The following is a 21646-nucleotide window of genomic DNA, read 5'->3' as shown; positions in this document are numbered from 1 at the left end:
CTCGATTTGGTTCACTTGCCTGGAATGACCAGCGAGGCGAAAAAAAGGGACAGGCTTCAGCCAGTTTTTTCTGCACGCGGCACCAGCGACACCCAGAATCGCGTTCGCGTGTGCACGTCGACAGGCAAACTCGCCGCCAGCAGTGACAGCACTTGATCAGTGTCATCGAGGCGGAAACTGCCGGTGATGCGCAGCGATTCCAGCGCCGGATCCCAGCGCAGTACGCCCGGGCGGTAGCGGCTCAACTCGCGCAGGAAATCACCCAGCGGCTGGTTTTGCGCCATCATCACGCCGTCGCGCCACCCGGGCATCAACGTATCGAATGCCGTCACCGCGCCGGCACCAGACGCTTGCAGGCTGACTTGTTGGCCCTGCTTCAATACCCGCGTCGGCCCGTGCAACGGCTGCAACTGCATTGAGCCACGCAGCACGCAGACCTGGCAGTCGCGAGCATTCAGGCGCACCGAGATGTCGCCGTGACTGACGATCATCCGCCCGTAAGGCGCGTTGACGATAAAAGCTGAATCCCCCGCTACGTTGAGCGCCATCTCGCCACGCATCAGCGTCAACTGACGGGCAGGCAAATCGACGTTTACCGCACTGTCGGTGTTGAGCTGCAATGACGAATCCTGCGCCAACTGCACTGTGCGCCGCTCACCGGTGCTGGTGTGCAGATCGGCGCGCCAGACCTCCAGCGGCAGCTCACGGCCGATCAACCACGCCGCCGGCACCAGCGCCGCCACGCCCAAGGCACGCTTGAGCGCCGCGCGCCGCGCCGGATCCGGCCGATCCAGCGTGGCCATGGCCAGCGCCGGCGGTAAGCCTGCAAAGCGCTGACGCAATTGTTGAATTTTCTGCCACGCGTTTTCGTGGCGACTGTCGCTGCTGCGCCAATGCTGCAACCGGGCGCGATCTTCATCGCTGGCTCCGCCGGATTCGAGCAATGCCAACCACTGCGCCGCCGCCCGCGCCACTTCGCGCGCTTCATCGCTGGGGGCAACGCGCGTCACAGTTCCACCAGCAAGCAATGCTCGTAAGCCTGGGCCATGTAACGTTTCACCGTACGTTCTGAGACCTGCAAGCGCTTGGCAATCTCGCGGTAGCCGAGCCCCTCGAGCTGGCTCCACAAAAAAGCCCGACGCACCGCACGCGGCAAGCCGTCGAGCAGTTCATCCAGTGCCTGCAAGGTTTCCAGCAGCAACCAGCGCTGCTCCGGCGACGGCGCGCACGCTTCCGGCAATTGCGCCAAGGCGTCGAGGTAGGCTTTTTCCAGATGGCGTCGCGTGTAGAAATTGCTCAGCAGCCGTTTGCCGACGGTGAGCAAATACGCGCGGGGCTCGCGCAATTCGGCCAGTGGCGGCGCGTTGCACAAGACGCGCACAAAGGTGTCCTGACTGAGGTCCGCCGCATCCCACGCATTGCCCATGCGCCGGCGCAGCCAGGTTTCCAGCCAGCCGCGATGTTCACGGTACAACTGTTGCAGGCTCTGCTCCGCCGGTGACGTGGCTTCAATCATCTCAAGAGACCCTGCGCGAAGGTAGATTCAAATGAGACTGATTCTATTTAACTTCGCCAAGGACACAAAGCCTTTTTCTGCTCAGCGCTTGAGCGTCTCGCTCGGCAGCTCTTTGAACAGCGCGCAGTAACTGCTGGAAAACCGCCCCAGATGCCAGAACGACCAGCGCATTGCCACTTCGGCAACCGTGGTTTCCGCGGGCCGACGCTTGAGCAGTTCCCGGTGCGCGCTGTTCAACCGCCGCAGGCGCAACCAGTGACTCGGGGTCATGCCGGTGTAGGCCTTGAACGCCTGTTGCAACTGGCGCAGCGGTACGCCGGCAACCTGGGAAAGTTCAAGCAGATTGACCGTGTCCTCCGGAGAGTCAGCCGCCCACTCCCCTACCCGCTGCATGATCTTGCGTTCATCGTTGCGCCGCTGCAATCCGCCACGATCGAGACTGGTTTGAGCGTTGTCGAGAATGAACAGGCAGTCTTCCAGAAGCTGTTCAGTCAGGCGATCTTTATCAAGTGGATCAGCGGGTTGCGCCAACTTCGTGAGAATCGAGCTTAACCAGCTACTGAACAGAGCGTTCTGTCCGCTGTTAAGCGGCGCCATGAACAATCCTTCGAGTTTTGCCACCTGCAAACCGTGCTCTTGAACGAAATCCGGTCCAAATACCACGGCAATTTCCCGGTAGTTCTCGGGGGTGATCCAGATGTTACGGCTCTCTTCATTGAGCAAATAAAGCGCGTTATCGCTGCGATCGAAACAGAACGCCAGGGCACCGGATGGCGCACTGAAATTCTGCTCGACCCGAGTGTTCATTTGCTCTTCGTAGACCTCGACGCCTTGCAGATCCAGATAGCGAATCTGCCCGGCGAAATGCCCCGGCGACATCTGCTGGTAATGCTGGACCCAGCCCGGCGTAGCGCGGATTTGTTCGGCCACGTCGGCGGTGTTGAACGCTTGTACCTGAAGCGGATTGCACGTTGTCATGGGGTGACCTTGCGCACTCTTTTGGTGCGCTTTGGTGCTGCTGAAAGTGGATAGATGGAATCGCAAGCCGCGCCCAAGATAGTCGTCAACGCGCCACAGGGGAAGGGGCGGAAGATGAAACCCGCCCTCCCCGGCGTCTACAAAACCAATAACGAGGTCTTTATGAACGCCCCTTTCGATCAGCTGTTCACCTGGCTGAAAGATCACAAGATTACCGAAGTCGAATGCGTGGTCAGCGACCTGACCGGCATCGCCCGCGGCAAGATTGCACCGACCAACAAGTTCCTGCATGAGCGCGGCATGCGCCTGCCGGAGAGCGTGCTGCTGCAAACGGTAACCGGGGATTTTGTCGACGACGACATCTACTACGACCTGCTCGATCCGGCTGATATCGACATGGTCTGCAAACCCGTGGCTGACGCGGTCTACGTGATTCCATGGGCGATCGAGCCAACCGCTATCGTCATCCACGACACCTTCGACAAGTTCGGCAACCCGATCGAACTGTCGCCGCGCAACGTGCTGAAGAAAGTCCTGCAGCTCTACACCGACAAGGGCTGGAAGCCGATCGTTGCGCCGGAAATGGAGTTCTACCTGACCCAGCGCTGCGAAGATCCGGACCTGCCGCTCAAGGCACCGCTGGGCCGTTCGGGCCGCGCTGAAAGTGGCCGGCAGTCGTTCTCCATCGACGCCGCCAACGAATTCGATCCGCTGTTCGAAGACGTCTACGACTGGTGCGAACTGCAAGGCCTGGACCTCGACACGCTGATCCATGAAGACGGCCCGGCGCAGATGGAAATCAACTTCCGCCATGGCGATGCCCTGGATCTGGCTGACCAGATCACCGTATTCAAACGCACCCTGCGTGAAGCGGCGCTCAAGCACAACGTCACCGCGACGTTCATGGCCAAACCGATCGGCGACGAGCCCGGCAGCGCCATGCATCTGCACCAGAGCGTGGTCGAGATCGCCACCGGCAAGCCGATCTTTGCCGATGCCGAGGGCAACATGAGCGAGCTGTTCCGTCATCACATCGGTGGCCTGCAGAAGTACATCCCGAAAGTCCTGCCGATGTTCGCGCCGAACGTCAATTCGTTCCGCCGCTTCCTGCCGGACACCTCGGCGCCGGTCAACGTCGAATGGGGCGAAGAGAATCGCACGGTGGGCCTGCGTGTGCCGACGTCGGGGCCAGAGTCGATGCGCGTGGAGAACCGCTTGCCCGGCGCCGACGCCAACCCGTATCTGGCGATTGCCGCGAGCTTGCTGTGCGGCTACATCGGCATGGTCGAAAAGATCGAGCCGAGCGCGGCGGTCGAGGGCCGCGCCTACGAACGGCGCAACCTGCGTCTGCCGATCACCATCGAAGAAGCCCTGACGCAAATGGAAGAGTGCCCGAAAGTGGCCGAGTACCTGGGCAGCAAATTCGTCCGCGGATACGTCGCGGTGAAGCGCGCCGAGCACGAAAACTTCAAGCGCGTGATCAGCTCGTGGGAGCGCGAGTTCCTGCTGCTGAGCGTCTGAAATCCTCGCTGTCTGTCCTAACACCATCGCGAGCAGGCTCACTCCTACATTTGAAACGCGTTCCCATGTAGGAGTGAGCCTGCTCGCGATAGCGGTTATCCAGGCAATAGAGAACCACCTGAAAAAACCTACAACTGAAAAGGTGTCGATATGCGTCCATTGAAATCCCTATTCCCGGTAGCGCTGAGCGTGCTGTTCAGCGCCACAGCCCACGCCGAGCCTCAGGTCAGCGTCTACAACTGGACCGACTACATAGGCGAAACCACCCTCGCCGACTTCCAGAGCAAAACCGGGATCAAGGTGATCTATGACGTCTTCGACTCCAATGAAACCCTCGAAGGCAAACTCCTCGCCGGGCGTACCGGATACGACGTGGTAGTGCCGTCCAATCATTTTCTCGCTCGGCAGGTAAAGGCCGGCGCGTTCATGAAGCTCGATCGCTCGCAGTTGCCAAACTGGAACAACCTGGATCCGAAACTGCTTGAATTGCTTGAAAAAAACGATCCGGGCAATGAGCATTCCGTTCCCTATCTGTGGGGCACCAACGGCATCGGTTACAACGTCGACAAGGTCAAGCAAGTGCTCGGCATTGACCACATCGATTCCTGGGCCGTGCTGTTCGAACCCGAGAATCTGAAGAAGCTCAGCCAGTGCGGCGTGTCGATGATGGACTCCGCCGACGAAGTCTTCCCCGCCGTGCTTAATTACATGGGCATGGACCCGCGCAGCGAAAATCCCGAGGACTATAAGAAGGCCGAAGCCAAGCTGCTGAGCATCCGCCCGTACATCACCTATTTCCATTCTTCCAAATACGTCTCGGACCTGGCCAATGGCGACATCTGCGTCGCCTTCGGTTATTCCGGCGATGTGTTCCAGGCCGCCAACCGCGCCAAGGAAGCCAAGAACGGCGTCAATATCGCCTACGCCATTCCCAAGGAAGGCGCCAACCTCTGGTTCGATCTGCTGGCGATTCCCGCCGATGCGAGCAACGCAAAAGAGGCCCATGCCTTCATCAATTACCTGCTCGATCCGCAAGTGATCGCCAAGGTAAGCGCCACGGTCGGCTACGCCAACCCGAACCCGGCGGCCAAGCCGTTCATGGATCAGGAGCTGGTCAACAATCCCGAGGTTTATCCGCCGCAGGCGGTGCTCGACAAACTCTACATTTCCTCGACCCCGCCCCAGGCGATCATGCGCCTGATGACCCGGTCGTGGAGCAAAGTGAAGTCGAACAAATGAATCAGCACGGCCCACAACACGCTCGTTCCTGGTACGCCGCATCCGCTCGGGCGACCGTGCCCTACCCTGCGCTCGACGGTGATCTGCTTGCCGATGTCTGCGTGATCGGTGGCGGCTTCACGGGCGTCAACACGGCGATTGAACTGGCCCAGCGCGGTCTGTCGGTGGTGTTGCTCGAGGCGCGGCGGATCGGCTGGGGCGCCAGCGGGCGCAATGGCGGTCAATTGATTCGCGGGATCGGCCATGAAGTCGAGGGGTTCGCCCGCTACGTAGGCCAGGACGGCGTGCGTTATCTGCAGCGCGCCGGCATCGATTCGGTGGAGTTGGTGCGCCAGCGCGTCACTGCAAACGCCATCGACTGCGATTTGCGCTGGGGTTTTTGCGAACTGGCCAACACTGCTGCGCAATTCGCTGCGTTCAAGCAGGAACAGGCCAGCCTCGACGAGCTCGGCTACGCCCACGAGACCAGGTTGGTCGGCCCTGAGCAGATCCGTCAGCAAGTGGTTGATGCTGGTGTGTACGCCGGTGGATTGATCGACATGGGCTCGGGCCATTTGCATCCGCTGGATCTGGTGCAAGGCGAAGCGCGTCTCGCCGCGTCGCTGGGCGTGCGCATTTTCGAACAGAGTCCGGTGCTGGAAATTCTCCATGGCCCGACCGTCGAGGTGCGTTGCGCCACGGGTTCAGTGCGCGCCGGCAGCCTGGTGCTGGGTTGCAACGCGCATCTGGATGAACTGGAGCCGAAACTCAGCGGCAAAGTGCTGCCCGCCGGCAGTTACATCATCGCCACCGAGCCGTTGGACGAAGCCCGCGCCGCGCAGTTGATTCCGCAGAACCTGGCGCTGTGTGACCAGAAGGTCGGGCTGGATTATTACCGACTCTCGGCTGATCGACGTTTGCTGTTCGGCGGCGCTTGTCATTATTCCGGCCGCGATCCGGCGGACATCGCCGCGTATATGCGACCGAAAATGCTCAAGGTGTTCCCGCAACTGGCCGACGTACGCATCGACTACCAATGGGGCGGCAAGATTGGCATCACCGCCAACCGCTTCCCCCAGGTTGGCCGGCTCCAACAGCACCCGAACGTGTTCTATGCGCAGGGCTACTCCGGTCATGGCCTCAACGTTACGCACTGGTGCGCGAAACTGTTGGGCGAAGCCATTCACGCCGGACACAGCCAAGGCATGGACGTCTTCAGCAGCGTGCCGCACATGACCTTTCCCGGCGGCCCGGCCCTGCGCTCACCGCTGCTGGCATTGGGCATGTTCTGGTATCGCCTGCGCGAAATGCTCGGTTAACAGGCGCTTACATATTCCTGAAGTTAAAACGGCTGGGGATTTGCTCTATCGCAAGGCACTTCTATATTGATGAAGTGCTTTTGCGTTCCTGACGCTCAGTGCCCGATCAATTAAGGAGGACATGGATGAAGTCGTCAGCCAGCGACGAGCCGCGAGCACCCGGTCAGGCGCCGATCAAGACCCGCCGTTTCGGCATTTCGCTGGTATGGATCGTGCCGATCGTGGCGGTGCTGGTGGGCATTTCGCTGGTGATCCACAACATCCTCCAGGAAGGCCCGACGATTACCGTCACCTTCAAGACCGGCGATGGCCTGACCGCCAACAAGACCGAAGTCAGGTACCGCAACGTGGTCATCGGCCACGTCTCCGAGGTAGAACTGGCCGACGATCATAGAAACGTCAACGCCACGATCAAACTGGCCAAGCAGGCCGAAGCCTTCACCCGCGAGGATTCGCAATTCTGGGTGGTGCGCCCGCGCATCGGCGCTGGCGGTGTCTCGGGCATCGATACGCTGCTGTCGGGCGATTACATCGGCGCCGACATTGGCCAGGCCAACACTCGGGCAAAAACCTTCAAAGGCCTGGAGAACCCGCCGCCGATCACCTACGGCGAACCGGGCAAGCGCTTCACCCTGCACACCGCTGACCTTGGCTCGCTGGACATCGGCTCCCCGGTCTACTACCGCAAGATTCCGGTCGGCCAGGTGGTGTCCTACGCGCTGGACCCGGACGGCAAAGGCGTCAATATCGAAGTCTTCGTGCATTCGCCCAACGATGCCTACGTCACCGAAAACACCCGGTTCTGGAACGCCAGCGGCATCGACATCAATGTCGGTGCCAACGGTTTTGCGGTGAAAACCGAGTCGCTGTCGACCCTGCTGGTCGGCGGCATCGCGTTCCGCGCCCCGGACTACAGCCCCAACGACACACCGGCGGGCGAAGACAAGAATTTCGAACTGTTCGCCAACCAGACCGCCGCCCTCGCCCCGCCCGACGGCAAGGCGCAGTATCTGGCGCTGCGCTTTGATCAGGCCTTGCGCGGGCTCAAGGTCGATGCGCCAGTGGAGTTCCTTGGCATCGAAATCGGTCGGGTGGTGGCAGTCAATCTCGACTTCGACGAGGTCAAGCGCACCTTTCCGGTGAATGTCGGCATCGTCATTTATCCGCAGCGACTGGGCCGCGCCCACGCGAAAATTCTCAAGACCTACCATGGCGACGAAAACGACGAGGCCACCGGCGCGCGTCTGATCGCCACTTTCGTCGAAAATGGTCTGCGCGCCCAAGCCCGCAACGGCAACCTGCTCACCGGTCAGTTGTATATTTCCCTGGATTTCTACCCCAAGGCACCCAAAGTCGCATTCGACCCTACTGCGCGGCCAGTGACCATTCCAACAGTCCCGGGCAGCCTTGAACAGTTGCAGGAAAAACTCGAAGCGATGGTCAACAAGATCAACGCGCTGCCGGTCGAGCGCATCGCCAGCAACCTCGACGGCAATCTGGTCGAGCTGCGCAAAAGCCTGAAGCAGTTCAACGCCAAGACCCTGCCGGGCGTGCAGAGCACCCTCGCCGATGTCAGCAAAACCCTGCAGTCCGCCAGTTCGACCCTGGCCGAGGATTCACCGCAGCGCGAGCAACTCACCGAGACCCTCGACGAACTCGGGCGCATGTCACGTTCGTTGCGTGAGCTGTCGGATTACCTTGGCCGCCATCCTGAGTCGCTGATTCGTGGCCGTCCCGACAACGCCGCGCCGCTGGACCTCAAAGGACCGCCACGCAATTGAGCACAGGAGCTGCATCCATGGCTTTACCGTTGAAGATCACCCTGCTCGCTGCGTTCGTCTTGCTGACCGCGTGCCGCAGCGACCCGATCAGCTTTCACACGCTGACCCCGGCGCAACCGGGCGTCAGTCGTAACGGCGCCGACATCGCCATCGAAAGCATCAGCGTGCCGCCGCAGGTCGATCGCGCGCAGATTGTCATCCGCCAAGGCAACAGCGGCGTCGCTATCCTGGATACCGATTGGTGGAGCGCCACCCTCGCCGATGAGTTACGCGGTGCGCTGGCCGATCAATTGAGCAGTGGCGTCGGCCAGCAACGAGCTTCCGTGCGCGTCGACGTGCAGCGCTTCGATTCGATTCCTGGTCAGTACGCCCTGATTGACGTGAAATGGCGAGTGCGCCCGCTCGGTGCGGCGGATGCCGCGCTGCTGACCTGTCGCTCGGTCTTGCAGACGTCTTCAGGGCCGAGCATCGAAGAACTGGTGACCGCGCAACAGAACAACGTCAAACGCCTCGCTGGGCAAATCACGCAGGCGGCCACCGGCTCGCGCTGCCCGCCGCAAAACTGACTCGGCTTACAAATCGAAGCGATCGACCGCCCGCCGCCGCTCGTTGTCATCGCGTACGTCGTAGTTGGCGGTCGTCTGGATATTGCTGTGATGCGCCAGTTTCTGCGCGATCGACAGGTCGTGCTCCTCGATCACCCGAGTAATGAACGAGCGCCGGAAATCGTGGGGCATGATCTTCACCCCGACCTGCGTTCCCCGCTGGCGGGCAATGTAGTAAATCGCGTGTTTGGTGATGCGCTCGCGTGTGATGTGGCTGCCCCGACGAATGCGGTTGAACAGAAACGCATCGTCGCTCTCGCCTTCCTTGAGCTGTGAGCGACGCAGTTCCAGCCAGGCGTCGAGCTTGGCAAACGCCCAGGCTGGCGCGTACTTGATCAGCTGTTTGTTGCCTTTGCCGGTCACGGTCAGGCTGCGTTCGTGGAAGTCGACCTGACTCAGATCCAGATCCACCGATTCCGACTTGCGCATGCCGGTGCCGTACAGCAACGCAATCACCGCCGCATCACGCAGGCCTTGCGGGCGCGGGTCGGCAGCGCAGACTTCCATCAGTTCGTGAATCAACGTGCGCTTGAGATTGCGGCCCTGGGACAACCGCGTGCCGGCAATGCCTTTGACCGAACGCATTTTCAGCAGGTGATCCTGGCTGATCAGGCTCATGCGCCAGGCTTCGTTCATCACCCCGCGCACGGCGTTCACATATAGCGACGAAGTGTTCGGTGCGTAACCGTCGGCACGCAACGCGGCGACCAGCGCCACCACGTCTTCCGGTTGCAAACCGTGCCACGGGATCTCTTCGATATCGACGTCTTCGAAACCGAGGCGGTCGGCGGCGTCTTGCAGCACGTAACGCATGGTCAACTGGCTGGAAGGCGCCAGTCGCGCCAGGTAAACGGTCAGTGGATTGCTGGTGGACGGTGCGGGTTGGGTACTCGACAAATCACTCAAACGAAACGGCCTTGAAATAAAAAACGATTCAACAAAAACAATAAATGCATGAAATGAAACGCAAAAAACGGCATGACTCAATGAAAGGGGTTGCCGCGAAAGGCCGACAACCTGCCGTTCGAGGCCGCAAAAGTCAATCGGGCATTCCCCGAACGGTCCATTTGCGGGTTCATCCGCACGGTAGGCGAACTGAAACATCGCGCTCTTATCTTCAATGCATGGAACTGCAGGCAGGAGTGCGGCATGAAGATCACGGTGTTTGGCAGTGGTTATGTCGGTCTGGTGCAAGCGGCGGTGCTGGCCGAGGTGGGGCACGAGGTCGTGTGCATGGATGTCGACGCGCAGAAGATCGAGCAGCTGCGCGAGGGGCACGTCAGTATTTTCGAGCCGGGCCTGGCAAACCTGGTGCGTGAAGGGCTGGATGCCAATCGCCTGCAATTCACCACCGATGAACGACGCGCCGTGTTGCATGGGCGGGTAGCGTTTATCGCGGTGGGGACGCCGTCACGCGAGGACGGTTCGGCGGACCTGCGCTATGTGCTGTCGGTCGGCGACGCGATTGCCCGGCATCGTGAGCAGCCATTGATCGTGGTGGAGAAATCCACGGTGCCGGTGGGCACGGGCGATGCCTTGCGCAGCCACATCGAGAAGGCGCTGATCAAGGTCGGCCGCTTGCTGCAGTTCGATATCGTCTCCAACCCGGAATTTCTCAAGGAAGGCTCTGCCGTCGCCGATTGCCGGCGGCCGGATCGTATCGTCATCGGCTGCGAAAGCGCTGAGGTGCGCGAAGTGATGCGCGATCTGTACGCGCCGTTCAATCGCAACCATGAGCGCATCCTGTTCATGGATCTGCGCAGCGCCGAGCTGACCAAATACGCCGCCAATTGCATGCTGGCGACCAAGATCAGCTTCATCAACCAGATCGCCGAACTCGCCGAGCATCTGGGTGCGGACATTGAAGCGGTGCGCCAGGGCATCGGTGCCGATATGCGGATCGGCTATCACTTCATTTACCCGGGTTGCGGCTACGGCGGATCGTGTTTTCCCAAGGACATGCGCGCGCTGATTCACAGTGCCGAGAAGGCGCACTGCTCAAGTGATCTGCTGCAAGCGGTCGAGGCGATCAACCAGCGCCAGAAGCACAAGCTGTTCGAGCGCATCAATGCCTTCTACCGGGGCGATTTGCGCGGCAAGATCTTTGCCCTGTGGGGCCTGGCGTTCAAGCCCAACACTGACGATATGCGTGACGCGCCGAGTCGGGTGCTGCTCGAGGATTTGTGGGCTGCCGGTGCCAGCGTGCGTGCGTTCGATCCCGAGGCCATGCTGGAAACGCAGAAGCTCTATCCGAACGAGTCAAAACTGATGTTGATGGGCACGCCGGAATCGGTACTGGCCGGCGCCGATGCGTTGATCATCTGCACCGAATGGCAACAGTTCAAAGCCCCGGATTTCGAGCTGATCAAACAGCGTCTGCACAGCCCGGTGATTTTCGACGGGCGCAACCTGTACGACGCCGAACGCCTGGCGCGCAACGGGTTTCAGTATTTCCCGATGGGGCGCGGCGAATCGTGCAGGTTGCCGATCACATTGCGGCAGAGACCGGCGGCTTCGGATGTGGCTTGAGCTGCCCCGGTGGGAGTCAGTGGTAATTGTGGGGTGCACAGACCCTGTGGGAGCGAGCCTGCTGGCGAATACGCTATGTCAGCGACATCGGAGGTGACTGATCCGCCGCCTTCGCGAGCAGGCTCGCTCCCACATTGGATTTGCGGTGGTCAGTGATAATCGTGTGTACGCACCCCCTGTAGGAGTGAGCCTGCTCGCGATAGCGGTGTACCATTCGACACATTCAGAGGCTGACCCACCACCATCGCGAGCAGGCTCACTCCTACAAGGGGCGATAGTGGATCAGCTTTTTGCCCCAGGCTTCCCGAATAAGGATATTCCCCTTCCGTGGCCATCTATTCTCCGTTCATTCGCCGGCTGATGATCAGCTCGCTGACCGTGGTGGTCAGTCGTGCTCTGGTCAGTCCGCTGCTGACGCTGTTCCTCAGCAACAAGCTCGGGCTCAATCCGCAGGATGTCGGCCTGCTGCTGGGTATTGCCGTGTTCAGCGCCACGCTGCTGTCGCTGTACGGTGGCTACATCATCGACAAGCTGGACAAGCGCCAATTGCTGATCCTGTCCATGCTTTCCAGCGGTATCGGCCTGATCCTGCTGACCTTCGCGCAGAACCTGTATCTGGTCACCGTGGTGCTGATCATCAGCGAAACCGCGTCGGCGCTGTTCCTCATCGGTAGCAAGGCGATCCTCAGCGAACAGCTGCCGGTGGGCCAGCGGGTCAAGGCTTTTTCCCTCAATTACACGCTGACCAACATCGGCTACGCCGTCGGCCCGATGCTCGGCGTGGTGATTGCCGGAGTGCAGCCGTCCGCGCCTTTCATCGTTGCCGGCGCAATTGCCATTGGCAGTATTTTTCTCCTGCTCGGCGCGGCCAGGGATGCCCGTCCGATCACTGCTGGCAGCGCGCCGCAAAGTTTCCTCAACACCCTGGTGATCCTGAAAAACGACCGCACGATGGTGTTGTTCACCCTCGGCTGTCTGCTCAGCACATTGGTGCACGGGCGCTTCACCCTCTACCTGTCGCAATACCTGCTGGTCACCCATAACCAGCAACAGATGCTCGACACCATGGCCGCCCTGCTCGCGTGCAACGCAATCACGGTGATCCTGCTGCAGTACCAGGTCGGTCGCTGGCTCAGCCGCGAACACCTGCGTCACTGGATTGCCGGTGGCACCGCGCTGTTCATCGCCGGGTTGATCGGTTTCAGCATGGCGGACAGCCTGCTCGGCTGGTGCGTGGCAATGTTCATCTTCACCTTGGGCGAGATGATCATTTACCCGGCCGACTTCCTGTTCGTCGACACCCTCGCCCCGGAGGCGCTGCGTGGCAGCTACTACGGCGCGCAGAACCTCGCCGCCCTTGGTGGGGGCGCGAGCCCGGTCATTTGCGGGTTTCTGCTGATGCACACTCCGGCGCCGAGCATGTTCTATGCGCTGAGCGGATTGGCGGCACTGGGCGGTTATCTATGCTTCATCAGCGCGCGTCGCACTGCTTCAATGCAAAAATAGTGCACTAAAAGTTCATTTATATGAATTTGTCAGCATCGAGTTTGATCGGCAAACTACGCGCGTTCCTCCCCCAATGTTGGAACCTTCGAGGGCTTTCCGGATATGCCGGACAAGTCCTTTTTTTTGTCCCGGATTTTGCAAAGGATCAGTTCTACATGCTTGCTCGCTGGTTGCCCGCCGCCATCAACACCCGCCCCACAGAATGGAGCCGTGCCGCCATCGGCATGAGTCTGGGCACGCTGGTCAGCGTGTGGATGTGCGCGCAGGTGTTCGGGCATGACGTCGCGTTTCATCTGATCGGCCCGCTCGGCGCTTCGGCGGTGCTGCTGTTCGCGGTGTCCTCCGGCGCCCTCGCCCAGCCGTGGTCGATTCTCGGCGGCTACCTGTGTGCCGGCGTGGTCGCCTTGCTGGTGGCCCACGTGCTCGGCCGAACGCTGGGCAGCGCCTGCCTCGCCGCCGGCATGGCGGTGATCCTGATGTGCTGGCTGCGTTGTCTGCATCCACCGGCCGGGGCCTTGGCGTTGACGCTGGTGCTGGCCGATCCGGCGACCATCGCCATGGACTGGAAAGCCATGGAACCGGTGATGCTCGGTGCCCTGTGCATGCTCGCCAGCGCCTTGGCCTACAACAACCTGACCCGCATCCGCTACCCGAAACGCCCCGCCGATCCGGCCCCGCCAGTGGTCCCGATCGACAGCCAGGCGATCACCGCCGAAGACCTGAAACGGGCGCTGGCGGACATGGAGGCTTTCATCGACGTCACCCCCGAAGACCTCGAACGCCTGATCCACGCCAGCGAACTGCACGCCAAACGCCGCAGCATCAGCGAAACCTTCAGATAACCGCGCAATTTCGAGGCATGTAAAAACGCAGATTCCCCCTGCAGATATCCCCGTTGTACACGGCAAATTTGCACTGTTACGATCCGCTAACGCCCGCGCGCGGGCTTTTCGAATAAAGACAATAAAAGCAGGGAGTTACTGATGACAGCTCAGGCTTCATCCCGGCGGACCCCGTCCATGGATGCCATGCAAAACGATGTGCTGGCCGAGGTGCGCAACCACATCGGCCACCTGACCCTCAACCGCCCCGCGGGCCTCAATGCAATCACCCTCGACATGGTGCGTCTGCTGCAACAGCAGCTCGATGCCTGGGCGTCTGACGCCGAAGTGCACGCCGTGGTATTGCGCGGTGCCGGTGAAAAGGCCTTCTGCGCCGGCGGTGATATTCGTTCGCTGTACGACAGTTACAAGAGCGGCGACACGCTGCACGAAGATTTCTTCGTCGAGGAATACGCCCTCGACCTGACGATTCATCACTACCGCAAACCCGTGCTGGCCTTGATGGACGGTTTTGTCCTCGGCGGCGGCATGGGCCTGGTGCAAGGCGCCGATCTGCGCGTAGTCACCGAGAAGAGCCGTCTGGCGATGCCGGAAGTGGCCATCGGTTATTTCCCTGATGTCGGCGGCAGTTACTTCCTGCCGCGCATTCCCGGTGAGCTGGGGATTTATCTGGGCGTCAGCGGCGTGCAGATTCGCGCTGCCGATGCGCTGTATTGCGGCCTCGCCGACTGGTATCTGGACAGCAGCAAACTGGCCCTGCTCGATGAAAAGCTCGACCAGATGGAATGGCAGGACACGCCGCTCAAGTCGCTGCAGAATCTGCTCGCCAGGCACGCCGTGCAAACCCTGCCCGATGCGCCGCTCGAAGCCTTGCGCCCGGCCATCGACCACTTCTTTGCGCTGCCCGACGTGCCGAGCATGATCGAGCAATTGCGCGCCGTCACCGTCGCCGACAGCCACGAATGGGCGCTGACCACGGCAGATCTGCTGGAAACCCGCTCGCCGCTGGCCATGGCCGTGACCCTGGAAATGCTCCGTCGCGGCAGGCACTTGAGCCTGGAGCACTGCTTTGCTCTGGAACTGCACCTGGACCGCCAGTGGTTCGCCCGGGGCGACCTGATCGAGGGCGTGCGCGCCCTGCTGATCGACAAGGACAAGTCACCGCGCTGGAACCCGCCAACCGTCGCTGGGCTGGACGCTGCGCAGGTGGCGAGTTTCTTCCATGGTTTTGATGAGAGCGGGAGCTGAGCCATGCACGATCTCGAACTGACTGAAGAACAAGTGATGATCCGCGACATGGCCCGGGATTTTGCCCGCGGCGAGATCGCGCCCCATGCCCAGGCCTGGGAAAAGGCCGGCTGGATCGACGACGCCCTGGTGGCGAAGATGGGCGAGCTGGGCTTGCTCGGCATGGTCGTGCCTGAGGCATGGGGCGGCACTTACGTCGATTACGTCGCCTATGCGCTGGCCGTCGAGGAAATCTCCGCCGGTGACGGCGCGACCGGTGCGTTCATGAGCATTCACAACTCGGTCGGCTGCGGCCCGGTGCTCAACTACGGCAGTGACGAACAGAAGCAGACCTGGCTGGCCGATCTGGCCAGCGGGCAAACCATCGGTTGCTTCTGCCTGACCGAACCCCAGGCCGGCTCCGAAGCGCACAACCTGCGCACCCGCGCCGAACTGCGCGACGGCCAATGGGTGATCAACGGCGCCAAGCAATTTGTCAGCAACGGCAAACGGGCGAAACTGGCGATCGTGTTTGCGGTGACCGACCCGGATTTGGGCAAGAAAGGCCTTTCGGCGTTTCTGGTGCCGACCGATACGCCGGGTTTCATCGTCGATCGCACCGAACACAAAATGGGCATTCGCGCTTCCGACACCTGCGCGGTGACGCTGAACAACTGCAGCATCCCCGAGGCCAACCTGCTCGGCGAGCGTGGCAAAGGCCTGGCCATTGCCCTGTCCAACCTTGAAGGCGGACGCATCGGCATCGCGGCACAGGCATTGGGCATTGCCCGCGCGGCGTTTGAAGCGGCGCTGGCCTATTCGAAGGATCGCGTGCAATTCGACAAGCCAATCATCGAGCACCAGAGCATTGCCAATCTGCTCGCTGACATGCACATGCAGATCAACGCCGCGCGGTTGCTGATCCTGCATGCAGCGCGGCTGCGCACGGCGGGCAAACCGTGCTTGTCCGAGGCATCACAGGCCAAGCTGTTTGCTTCGGAAATGGCTGAGAAAGTGTGTTCTTCGGCGATTCAGATTCATGGCGGTTACGGCTATCTCGAGGATTATCCGGTCGAGAAGTATTACCGCGATGCGCGCATTACCCAGATTTATGAAGGGTCGAGCGAGATACAGCGGATGGTGATTGCTCGGGATCTGAAGAACTACCAGTTGTAATGGTGTCGCCCCCCTTCCCCTCACCCCAGCCCTCTCCCCAGGGAGAGGGAGCAGACCGAGTCGGTTACGAATTCAGCGACAACCTTTCAGGTCGGCGTAATTTGCCAATATCGCGCGGTCAGTCCCCTCTCTCCAGGGAGAGGGAGCAGACCGAGTCGGTTACAGATTCAGCGACAACCTTTCAGGTAGGGGTAATTCGCCAATATCGCGCGGTCAGTCCCCTCTCCCCAGGGAGAGGGAGCAGACCGAGTCGGTTACGGATTCAGCGACAACCTTTCAGGTCGGCGTAATTCGCCAATATCGCCCGTTCAGTCCCCTCTCCCTCCGGGAGAGGGCTAGGGTGAGGGGCTTTTGAAGGTTTCACACATTATTCCTGCCCCGAACGCCGGATCGCCCTCACCCCCAACGCCGCCAGATCACTTTCCCCCTCGCCCAACGCCACCGCATCCAGCAAGTTATCGCGCAACACGCTGGCCACCGGCAACGGCACATGATTCGGCTCGCCGGCCTTCAGCGCCAGGCCAACATCCTTCAAGCCCAGGCGCAGAGTAAAACCCGCCCCCTCCGTCTCCCGCGCGGCAATTTTCGGCCCGTAGACCTTATAGGCCGGTGCCGCGAACAGCGTGTTGGTAATGAACTCGACGAAATCGCTATTGCCCACGCCATAACTCTGGGTCAACGCCATTGCTTCGCCGGTGGCTTCGATGGCGCTGATCAGCATCATGTTGGTGGCGATCTTGAGGATGGCGGCGTTGACCGGGTCTTCACCCATCGGCCAGGTTTTCTGCCCCATCACATCCAGCAGTGGCTGAACCCGAGCAAGCGCGGTGGCCGGACCGCCGACGGCGATGTTGAGCTTGCCGGCCTCGGCCAGATCGTTGCGTCCGAATACCGGGGCGGCAATCAGTTGGGCGCCGACGCTGTCATGCAGCGCTGCCAGCTCCTTGATGAACTCGACCGACAGCGTGGCCATGCTCAGGTGAATCAGGCCCGGCTTGCTTGAGGCCAATGCGCCGCTGTCGATCAGCACCGAGCGCGTCACCGCGTCGTCGGCGAGCATGCTGATCACCACTTCAGCATCGAAGGCTTCGCCGGGATCGCCTGCGGCGGTTGCGCCCTGGCTGACCAGTTGTTCGACGGCAGGCTGGCTGCGGTTCCACACCCGCACTTCATGGCCGGCCTTGAGCAGGTTGGCAGCCATGCCCTTGCCCATGGAACCCAGCCCGATAAATCCGATACGCATGTTGACCTCCGCTCTTGATGTGCAAGAAGGTCAACAGACTAGCGCTAGTGAGTGGGCCTTTAAAAGCTTCGCGAGCAGGCTCGCTCCCACAGGAGTTTCCATAGTCCAATGTGGGAGCGAGCCTGCTCGCGAAAGCGCCAGCCCGGACAGCCAATCACTTGCCCTGGAATGCAGCCTCACGCTTGGCAATAAACGCCGCCATCCCTTCCTTCTGATCCTGCGTCGCAAACGCCGCATGGAACACCCGGCGCTCGAAACGCACGCCCTCCGTCAGGTTGACCTCGAACGCGCGGTTGACGCTCTCCTTGATCATCATCGCAATCGGCAGCGATTTGCCGGCGATCACTGCTGCGACTTTCAGCGCCTCATCAAGCAGTTCATCACTCGGCACGATTCGCGCGACGATGCCGCAGCGCTCGGCTTCCACCGCGTCAATCATGCGCCCGCTCAGGCACATTTCCATGGCCTTGGCCTTGCCCACCGCGCGGGTCAGGCGCTGGGTGCCGCCCATGCCTGGCAGCACGCCGAGGTTGATCTCCGGCTGGCCGAATCTGGCATTGTCGCCAGCCAGAATGAAGTCGCACATCAGCGCCAGTTCGCAGCCACCGCCGAGGGCAAAACCGTTGACCGCGGCGATGATTGGCTTGCGCCGGTTGGCGACGCGATCGCTGTCGCTGAAGAGATCGTCCATGTAGATCTGCGGATAGGTCAGCTCGGCCATTTCCTTGATGTCGGCGCCGGCGGCAAAGGCTTTTTTCGAGCCGGTGAGGACGATGCAGCCGATGTGCACATCGGCTTCCAGCGTATCGAGGGCGTGGTTCACTTCGCTGACCAGTTGCGCGTTCAGCGCATTCAGCGCCTGCGGCCGGTTGAGGGTGATCAGGCCGACGCGGTCGCGGGTTTCCAGCAGAATCGTTTCGTAAGTCATGAAGAAAATTCCTTGTCAGAGATTGCGCGAAATAACCATGCGCTGAATGTCGCTGGTGCCTTCGTAGATCTGGCAGACGCGCACGTCGCGGTAGATGCGTTCCAGCGGGAAGTCGTTGAGGTAACCGTAACCGCCGAGGGTTTGCAAGGCCATGGAGCAGACCTTCTCGGCCATTTCCGAGGCGAACAGCTTGGCGATCGACGCCTCGACCAGCGCCGGCTGGCCGCTGTCACGCAAGGCCGCTGCGTAATGCACCATCTGCCGGGCGACGGCGATTTGCGTGGCCATGTCCGCCAGGCGAAACGCCACGGCCTGATGCTCGATGATCGGCTTGCCGAAGGTGTCACGCTCGCGGGCGTAATCACGGGCGGCCTCGAAGGCGGCACGGGCCATGCCGACGGCTTGCGAGGCGATGCCGACGCGGCCGCCTTCGAGATTCGCCAGTGCGATTTTGTAGCCCTCGCCCTCCTCGCCGAGGCGGTTGGCGACCGGCACTTTCACATCTTCGAAGAGGATCTGGCAGGTGTCGGAGGCGTGTTGGCCGAGCTTGTCTTCGACCCGCGCAACCTTGTAGCCAGGCGAGTCGGTCGGCACGATAAACGCGCTGATCCCGCGTTTGCCGGCGCTCGGGTCGGTCACGGCAAACACGATCACGACACCGGCGTTCTGCCCAGAGGTGATGAACTGTTTGCAGCCGTTGAGTACGTAGTGATCGCCTTCCAGCCGCGCGCGGGTCTTCAGGCTGCTGGCATCGGAACCGGCCTGCGGTTCGGTCAATGCAAACGCACCGAGCATGGCGCCGCTGGCCAGCGGTTTGAGGAAGCGCTCGCGCTGGTCGTCATTGCCGAACTTGAGAATCGGCACGCAGCCGACCGAGTTGTGCACGCTCATGATCGTCGAGCAGGCACCGTCGCCGGCGGCGATTTCTTCCAGGGCCATGGCGTAGGCCAGATAGCCTGTGTCACAACCGCCCCACTGCTCCGGCACGAGCATGCCGAAGAAGCCCAGTCCGGCCATTTCGGCGATGGCTTCCTTGGGGAAACGGTGCTCGCGATCCCACTCGGCAGCGAACGGTTTGAGCCGCTCCTCGGCAAACTGCCGGGCCATGTCGCGGATCTGATGTTGGTCTTCGTTGGGGATCATGGTGATTCCTTCAAATCTGGGTACGACATAGAACTCTGTGGGAGCGAGCCTGCTCGCGAAAGCGGTGTGTCAGTCACGCATGTGCCGGCTGAAACGACGTTTTCGCGAGCAGGCTCGCTCCCACAGTTGATCGGGGATGCCTTCAGTAAACGCATTCCACAGCCATGGCCGTGGCTTCGCCGCCGCCAATGCAGATGGCTGCAATCCCGCGTTTGAGCTGTTTCTGCCGCAGTGCCGCCAGCAGCGTCACCAGAATCCGCGCGCCCGAGGCGCCGATCGGGTGGCCCAGCGCACAGGCGCCGCCATGCACGTTGAGCTTGTCGTGGGGAATCTCCAGATGCGTCATCGCCGCCATGCCGACCACCGCGAACGCTTCATTGACTTCAAACAGATCCACCTGATCCAGTGCCCAGCCGGTTTTCTTCACCAGTTTCTTGATCGCGCCAATCGGTGCAGTCGGAAACAGCCCCGGAGTGTCGGCAAATGCCGAATGACCATGAATCACCGCCAGCGGTTTGAGGCCCAGTTGCCGGGCGTGGGACTGGCGCATCAGTACCAGCGCCGCGGCGCCGTCGGAAATCGAGCTGGAGTTGGCCGCCGTGACCGTGCCGCCTTCGCGGAACGCCGGTTTCAGCGAGGCGACTTTGTCGAGTTTGGCTTTTGGCGGTTGCTCGTCGTTACTGATCACAACCTGTTCTTTGCCGACGGTGACGGTCAGCGGGACGATTTCGTCCTGGAAGCTGCCGTCCTTGATCGCCTGTTGGGCGCGGGTGGTCGAGGCGATGGCGAAAGCGTCCTGCGCTTCGCGGCTGAAGCCGTTGGTCTCGGCGCAATCCTCGGCGAAGGTGCCCATCAGCCGGCCCTTGTCGTAGGCGTCTTCGAGGCCGTCGAGGAACATCGAATCGAGCACGCGGCCATGGCCCATGCGATAACCGGCGCGGGCACGATCGAGCAGGTATGGCGAGTTGGACATGCTTTCCATGCCACCGGCAATCACCACATCGGCACTGCCAGCGAGCAGCATGTCGTGGGCCATGATGGTGGTCTGCATGCCCGAGCCGCACATCTTGTTGACCGTGGTGCAGCGCGTCGATTTATCCAGCCCGGCGCCCAGCGCAGCCTGGCGTGCCGGCGCTTGGCCGAGGCCCGCCGGCAGTACGCAGCCGAACAGCACTTCATCAACCGCGTCACTGGCGACACCGGCGCGTTCGACCGCCGCCTTGATTGCCGCCGCGCCAAGTTGCGGTGCGCTGAGGCTTTTCAGTTCGCCCTGAAAACCGCCCATCGGTGTGCGGACGGCGCTGACGATAACAATCGGATCGTTGGACATAATCATGACGGATTCCTCTTTACTTGGCGGCCATACGCAAGGCGCCGTCGAGACGGATCACCTCGCCGTTGAGCATGCTGTTTTCAATGATGTGGCGTACCAGCGCGGCATATTCGGCGGGCTTGCCCAGACGCGGGGGAAACGGCACGCCGGCGGCCAATGAGTCGCGCACTTCCGGGGTCATGCCGGCCATCATCGGCGTTTCGAAGATGCCCGGTGCGATGGTCATCACGCGAATGCCGAAGCGCGCCAGTTCGCGGGCGGCGGGCAGGGTCAGGCTGGCGATCGCACCTTTCGACGCCGAGTACGCAGCCTGGCCGATCTGGCCATCGAATGCTGCGACCGAGGCAGTGTTGATGATCACCCCCCGCTCGCCGTCAGCATTGGCTTCGCTCTCGGCAATGGCCGCCGCGGCCAGACGCAGCATGTTGAAGCTGCCGATCAGGTTGACGTTGATCACTTGGGCAAAACTGCTCAGGGCGTGCGGGCCGTTCTTGCCGAGGATCTTCTCGCCGCGAACGATGCCGGCGCAGTTGATCAGGCCGTTGAGGCTGCCAAATGCGGCGATGGTCGCCTGCACAGCAGCTTCGGCGGCGGCTTCGTTGCTGATATCGGCGACGACGCTCTGCGCACCGAGGCGCTCGGCCTGAGCGGCGACGGCTTCGGCGTTCATGTCGACCAGCATGACTTTTGCGCCGGCACTGACCAGCAATTCAGCGCTGGCAGCACCGAGGCCTGACGCGCCGCCGGTGACGATAAAAACCTTGTTCTCGATCTGCATGAC

At 61.4% G+C, this 21646-nt stretch carries 19 protein-coding genes; 10 read left to right on the top strand and 9 right to left on the bottom strand.

Annotated features, from left to right (window positions below):
• Positions 1-56: 56 nt before the first annotated feature.
• The 3 genes from BLU71_RS08350 to BLU71_RS08340 all read right to left on the bottom strand — a co-directional run bounded on the left by BLU71_RS08350 (position 57) and on the right by BLU71_RS08340 (position 2494).
• Positions 57-1010 carry a FecR domain-containing protein gene (locus BLU71_RS08350; RefSeq protein ID WP_083352784.1) on the bottom strand — a complete coding sequence of 318 codons (954 nt, stop codon included), beginning with the start codon at positions 1008-1010 and terminating at the stop codon, positions 57-59.
• Positions 1007-1516 carry a sigma-70 family RNA polymerase sigma factor gene (locus tag BLU71_RS08345; protein WP_065617332.1) on the bottom strand — a complete coding sequence of 170 codons (510 nt, stop codon included), beginning with the start codon at positions 1514-1516 and terminating at the stop codon, positions 1007-1009. Before BLU71_RS08345 ends, BLU71_RS08350 begins: the two co-directional genes overlap by 4 nt.
• 81 nt (positions 1517-1597) lie before the next feature.
• A complete protein-coding gene (locus BLU71_RS08340) occupies positions 1598-2494 on the bottom strand; it encodes a helix-turn-helix domain-containing protein (RefSeq protein ID WP_083352783.1) in 897 nt (298 codons plus the stop codon).
• 162 nt (positions 2495-2656) lie between these two features.
• On the opposite strand from BLU71_RS08340, the gene BLU71_RS08335 reads away from it, so the two are divergent.
• The 5 genes from BLU71_RS08335 (at position 2657) to BLU71_RS08315 (ending at position 8899) form a co-directional block, all read left to right on the top strand.
• Positions 2657-4015: a glutamine synthetase family protein gene (locus BLU71_RS08335; RefSeq protein ID WP_042609952.1), complete on the top strand. Its 1359-nt coding sequence runs from the start codon at positions 2657-2659 to the stop codon at positions 4013-4015.
• 150 nt (positions 4016-4165) lie between these two features.
• The gene (locus tag BLU71_RS08330) at positions 4166-5254 is read left to right on the top strand and encodes a polyamine ABC transporter substrate-binding protein (RefSeq protein WP_083352782.1); all 1089 of its coding nucleotides are present in this window, start codon (positions 4166-4168) and stop codon (positions 5252-5254) included.
• Entirely contained in the window at positions 5251-6552 is a 1302-nt protein-coding gene (locus BLU71_RS08325; RefSeq protein WP_083352781.1) for an NAD(P)/FAD-dependent oxidoreductase, read from the top strand. The genes BLU71_RS08330 and BLU71_RS08325 overlap by 4 nt, the downstream gene beginning before the upstream one ends.
• A gap of 125 nt (positions 6553-6677) precedes the next feature.
• Positions 6678-8333 (top strand): intermembrane transport protein PqiB, encoded by a 1656-nt coding sequence (locus BLU71_RS08320; RefSeq protein WP_042609949.1) that lies wholly within the window; start codon positions 6678-6680, stop codon positions 8331-8333.
• Between the two features lie 17 nt (positions 8334-8350).
• On the top strand, positions 8351-8899 hold the full coding sequence (locus tag BLU71_RS08315) for a PqiC family protein (protein WP_083352780.1): 549 nt from the start codon (positions 8351-8353) through the stop codon (positions 8897-8899).
• A gap of 6 nt (positions 8900-8905) precedes the next feature.
• Here BLU71_RS08315 and BLU71_RS08310 read toward each other — a convergent pair whose 3' ends face one another.
• Entirely contained in the window at positions 8906-9844 is a 939-nt protein-coding gene (locus BLU71_RS08310) for a site-specific integrase (protein ID WP_309475230.1), read from the bottom strand.
• A 243-nt stretch (positions 9845-10087) separates the two neighbouring features.
• On the opposite strand from BLU71_RS08310, the gene BLU71_RS08305 reads away from it, so the two are divergent.
• The 5 genes from BLU71_RS08305 (at position 10088) to BLU71_RS08285 (ending at position 16218) form a co-directional block, all read left to right on the top strand.
• Complete coding sequence (locus BLU71_RS08305; protein ID WP_083352779.1) at positions 10088-11467, top strand: UDP-glucose dehydrogenase family protein; 1380 nt, start codon at positions 10088-10090, stop codon at positions 11465-11467.
• Between the two features lie 327 nt (positions 11468-11794).
• Entirely contained in the window at positions 11795-12973 is a 1179-nt protein-coding gene (locus BLU71_RS08300; protein ID WP_083352778.1) for an MFS transporter, read from the top strand.
• Positions 12974-13128: 155 nt separating this feature from the next.
• Positions 13129-13815, top strand: a complete 687-nt coding sequence (locus BLU71_RS08295; RefSeq protein WP_083352777.1) for an HPP family protein — start codon at positions 13129-13131, stop codon at positions 13813-13815.
• 141 nt (positions 13816-13956) lie between these two features.
• Positions 13957-15063 (top strand): enoyl-CoA hydratase/isomerase family protein, encoded by a 1107-nt coding sequence (locus tag BLU71_RS08290; protein ID WP_042609945.1) that lies wholly within the window; start codon positions 13957-13959, stop codon positions 15061-15063.
• A 3-nt stretch (positions 15064-15066) separates the two neighbouring features.
• Complete coding sequence (locus BLU71_RS08285; RefSeq protein ID WP_042609944.1) at positions 15067-16218, top strand: acyl-CoA dehydrogenase family protein; 1152 nt, start codon at positions 15067-15069, stop codon at positions 16216-16218.
• A gap of 367 nt (positions 16219-16585) precedes the next feature.
• Here BLU71_RS08285 and BLU71_RS08280 read toward each other — a convergent pair whose 3' ends face one another.
• From BLU71_RS08280 to BLU71_RS08260, 5 genes are all read right to left on the bottom strand, one after another.
• Positions 16586-17461: an NAD(P)-dependent oxidoreductase gene (locus BLU71_RS08280; protein WP_065617323.1), complete on the bottom strand. Its 876-nt coding sequence runs from the start codon at positions 17459-17461 to the stop codon at positions 16586-16588.
• A gap of 154 nt (positions 17462-17615) precedes the next feature.
• Positions 17616-18389: an enoyl-CoA hydratase gene (locus BLU71_RS08275; protein WP_064362300.1), complete on the bottom strand. Its 774-nt coding sequence runs from the start codon at positions 18387-18389 to the stop codon at positions 17616-17618.
• 15 nt (positions 18390-18404) lie between these two features.
• Complete coding sequence (locus BLU71_RS08270) at positions 18405-19532, bottom strand: acyl-CoA dehydrogenase (RefSeq protein ID WP_083352776.1); 1128 nt, start codon at positions 19530-19532, stop codon at positions 18405-18407.
• 142 nt (positions 19533-19674) lie between these two features.
• On the bottom strand, positions 19675-20868 hold the full coding sequence (locus tag BLU71_RS08265; protein WP_083352775.1) for an acetyl-CoA C-acyltransferase: 1194 nt from the start codon (positions 20866-20868) through the stop codon (positions 19675-19677).
• A 13-nt stretch (positions 20869-20881) separates the two neighbouring features.
• A complete protein-coding gene (locus BLU71_RS08260; RefSeq protein WP_064362295.1) occupies positions 20882-21643 on the bottom strand; it encodes an SDR family NAD(P)-dependent oxidoreductase in 762 nt (253 codons plus the stop codon).
• Positions 21644-21646 lie beyond the last annotated feature (3 nt).

Origin of the sequence: Pseudomonas moraviensis (genome assembly GCF_900105805.1) — a bacterium.
In the GTDB taxonomy this organism is placed as follows: Bacteria; Pseudomonadota; Gammaproteobacteria; order Pseudomonadales; family Pseudomonadaceae; genus Aquipseudomonas; species Aquipseudomonas moraviensis_A.
Note: the sequence above shows the minus strand (reverse complement) of the source record. Positions and strands in the feature narration are given on the sequence as shown.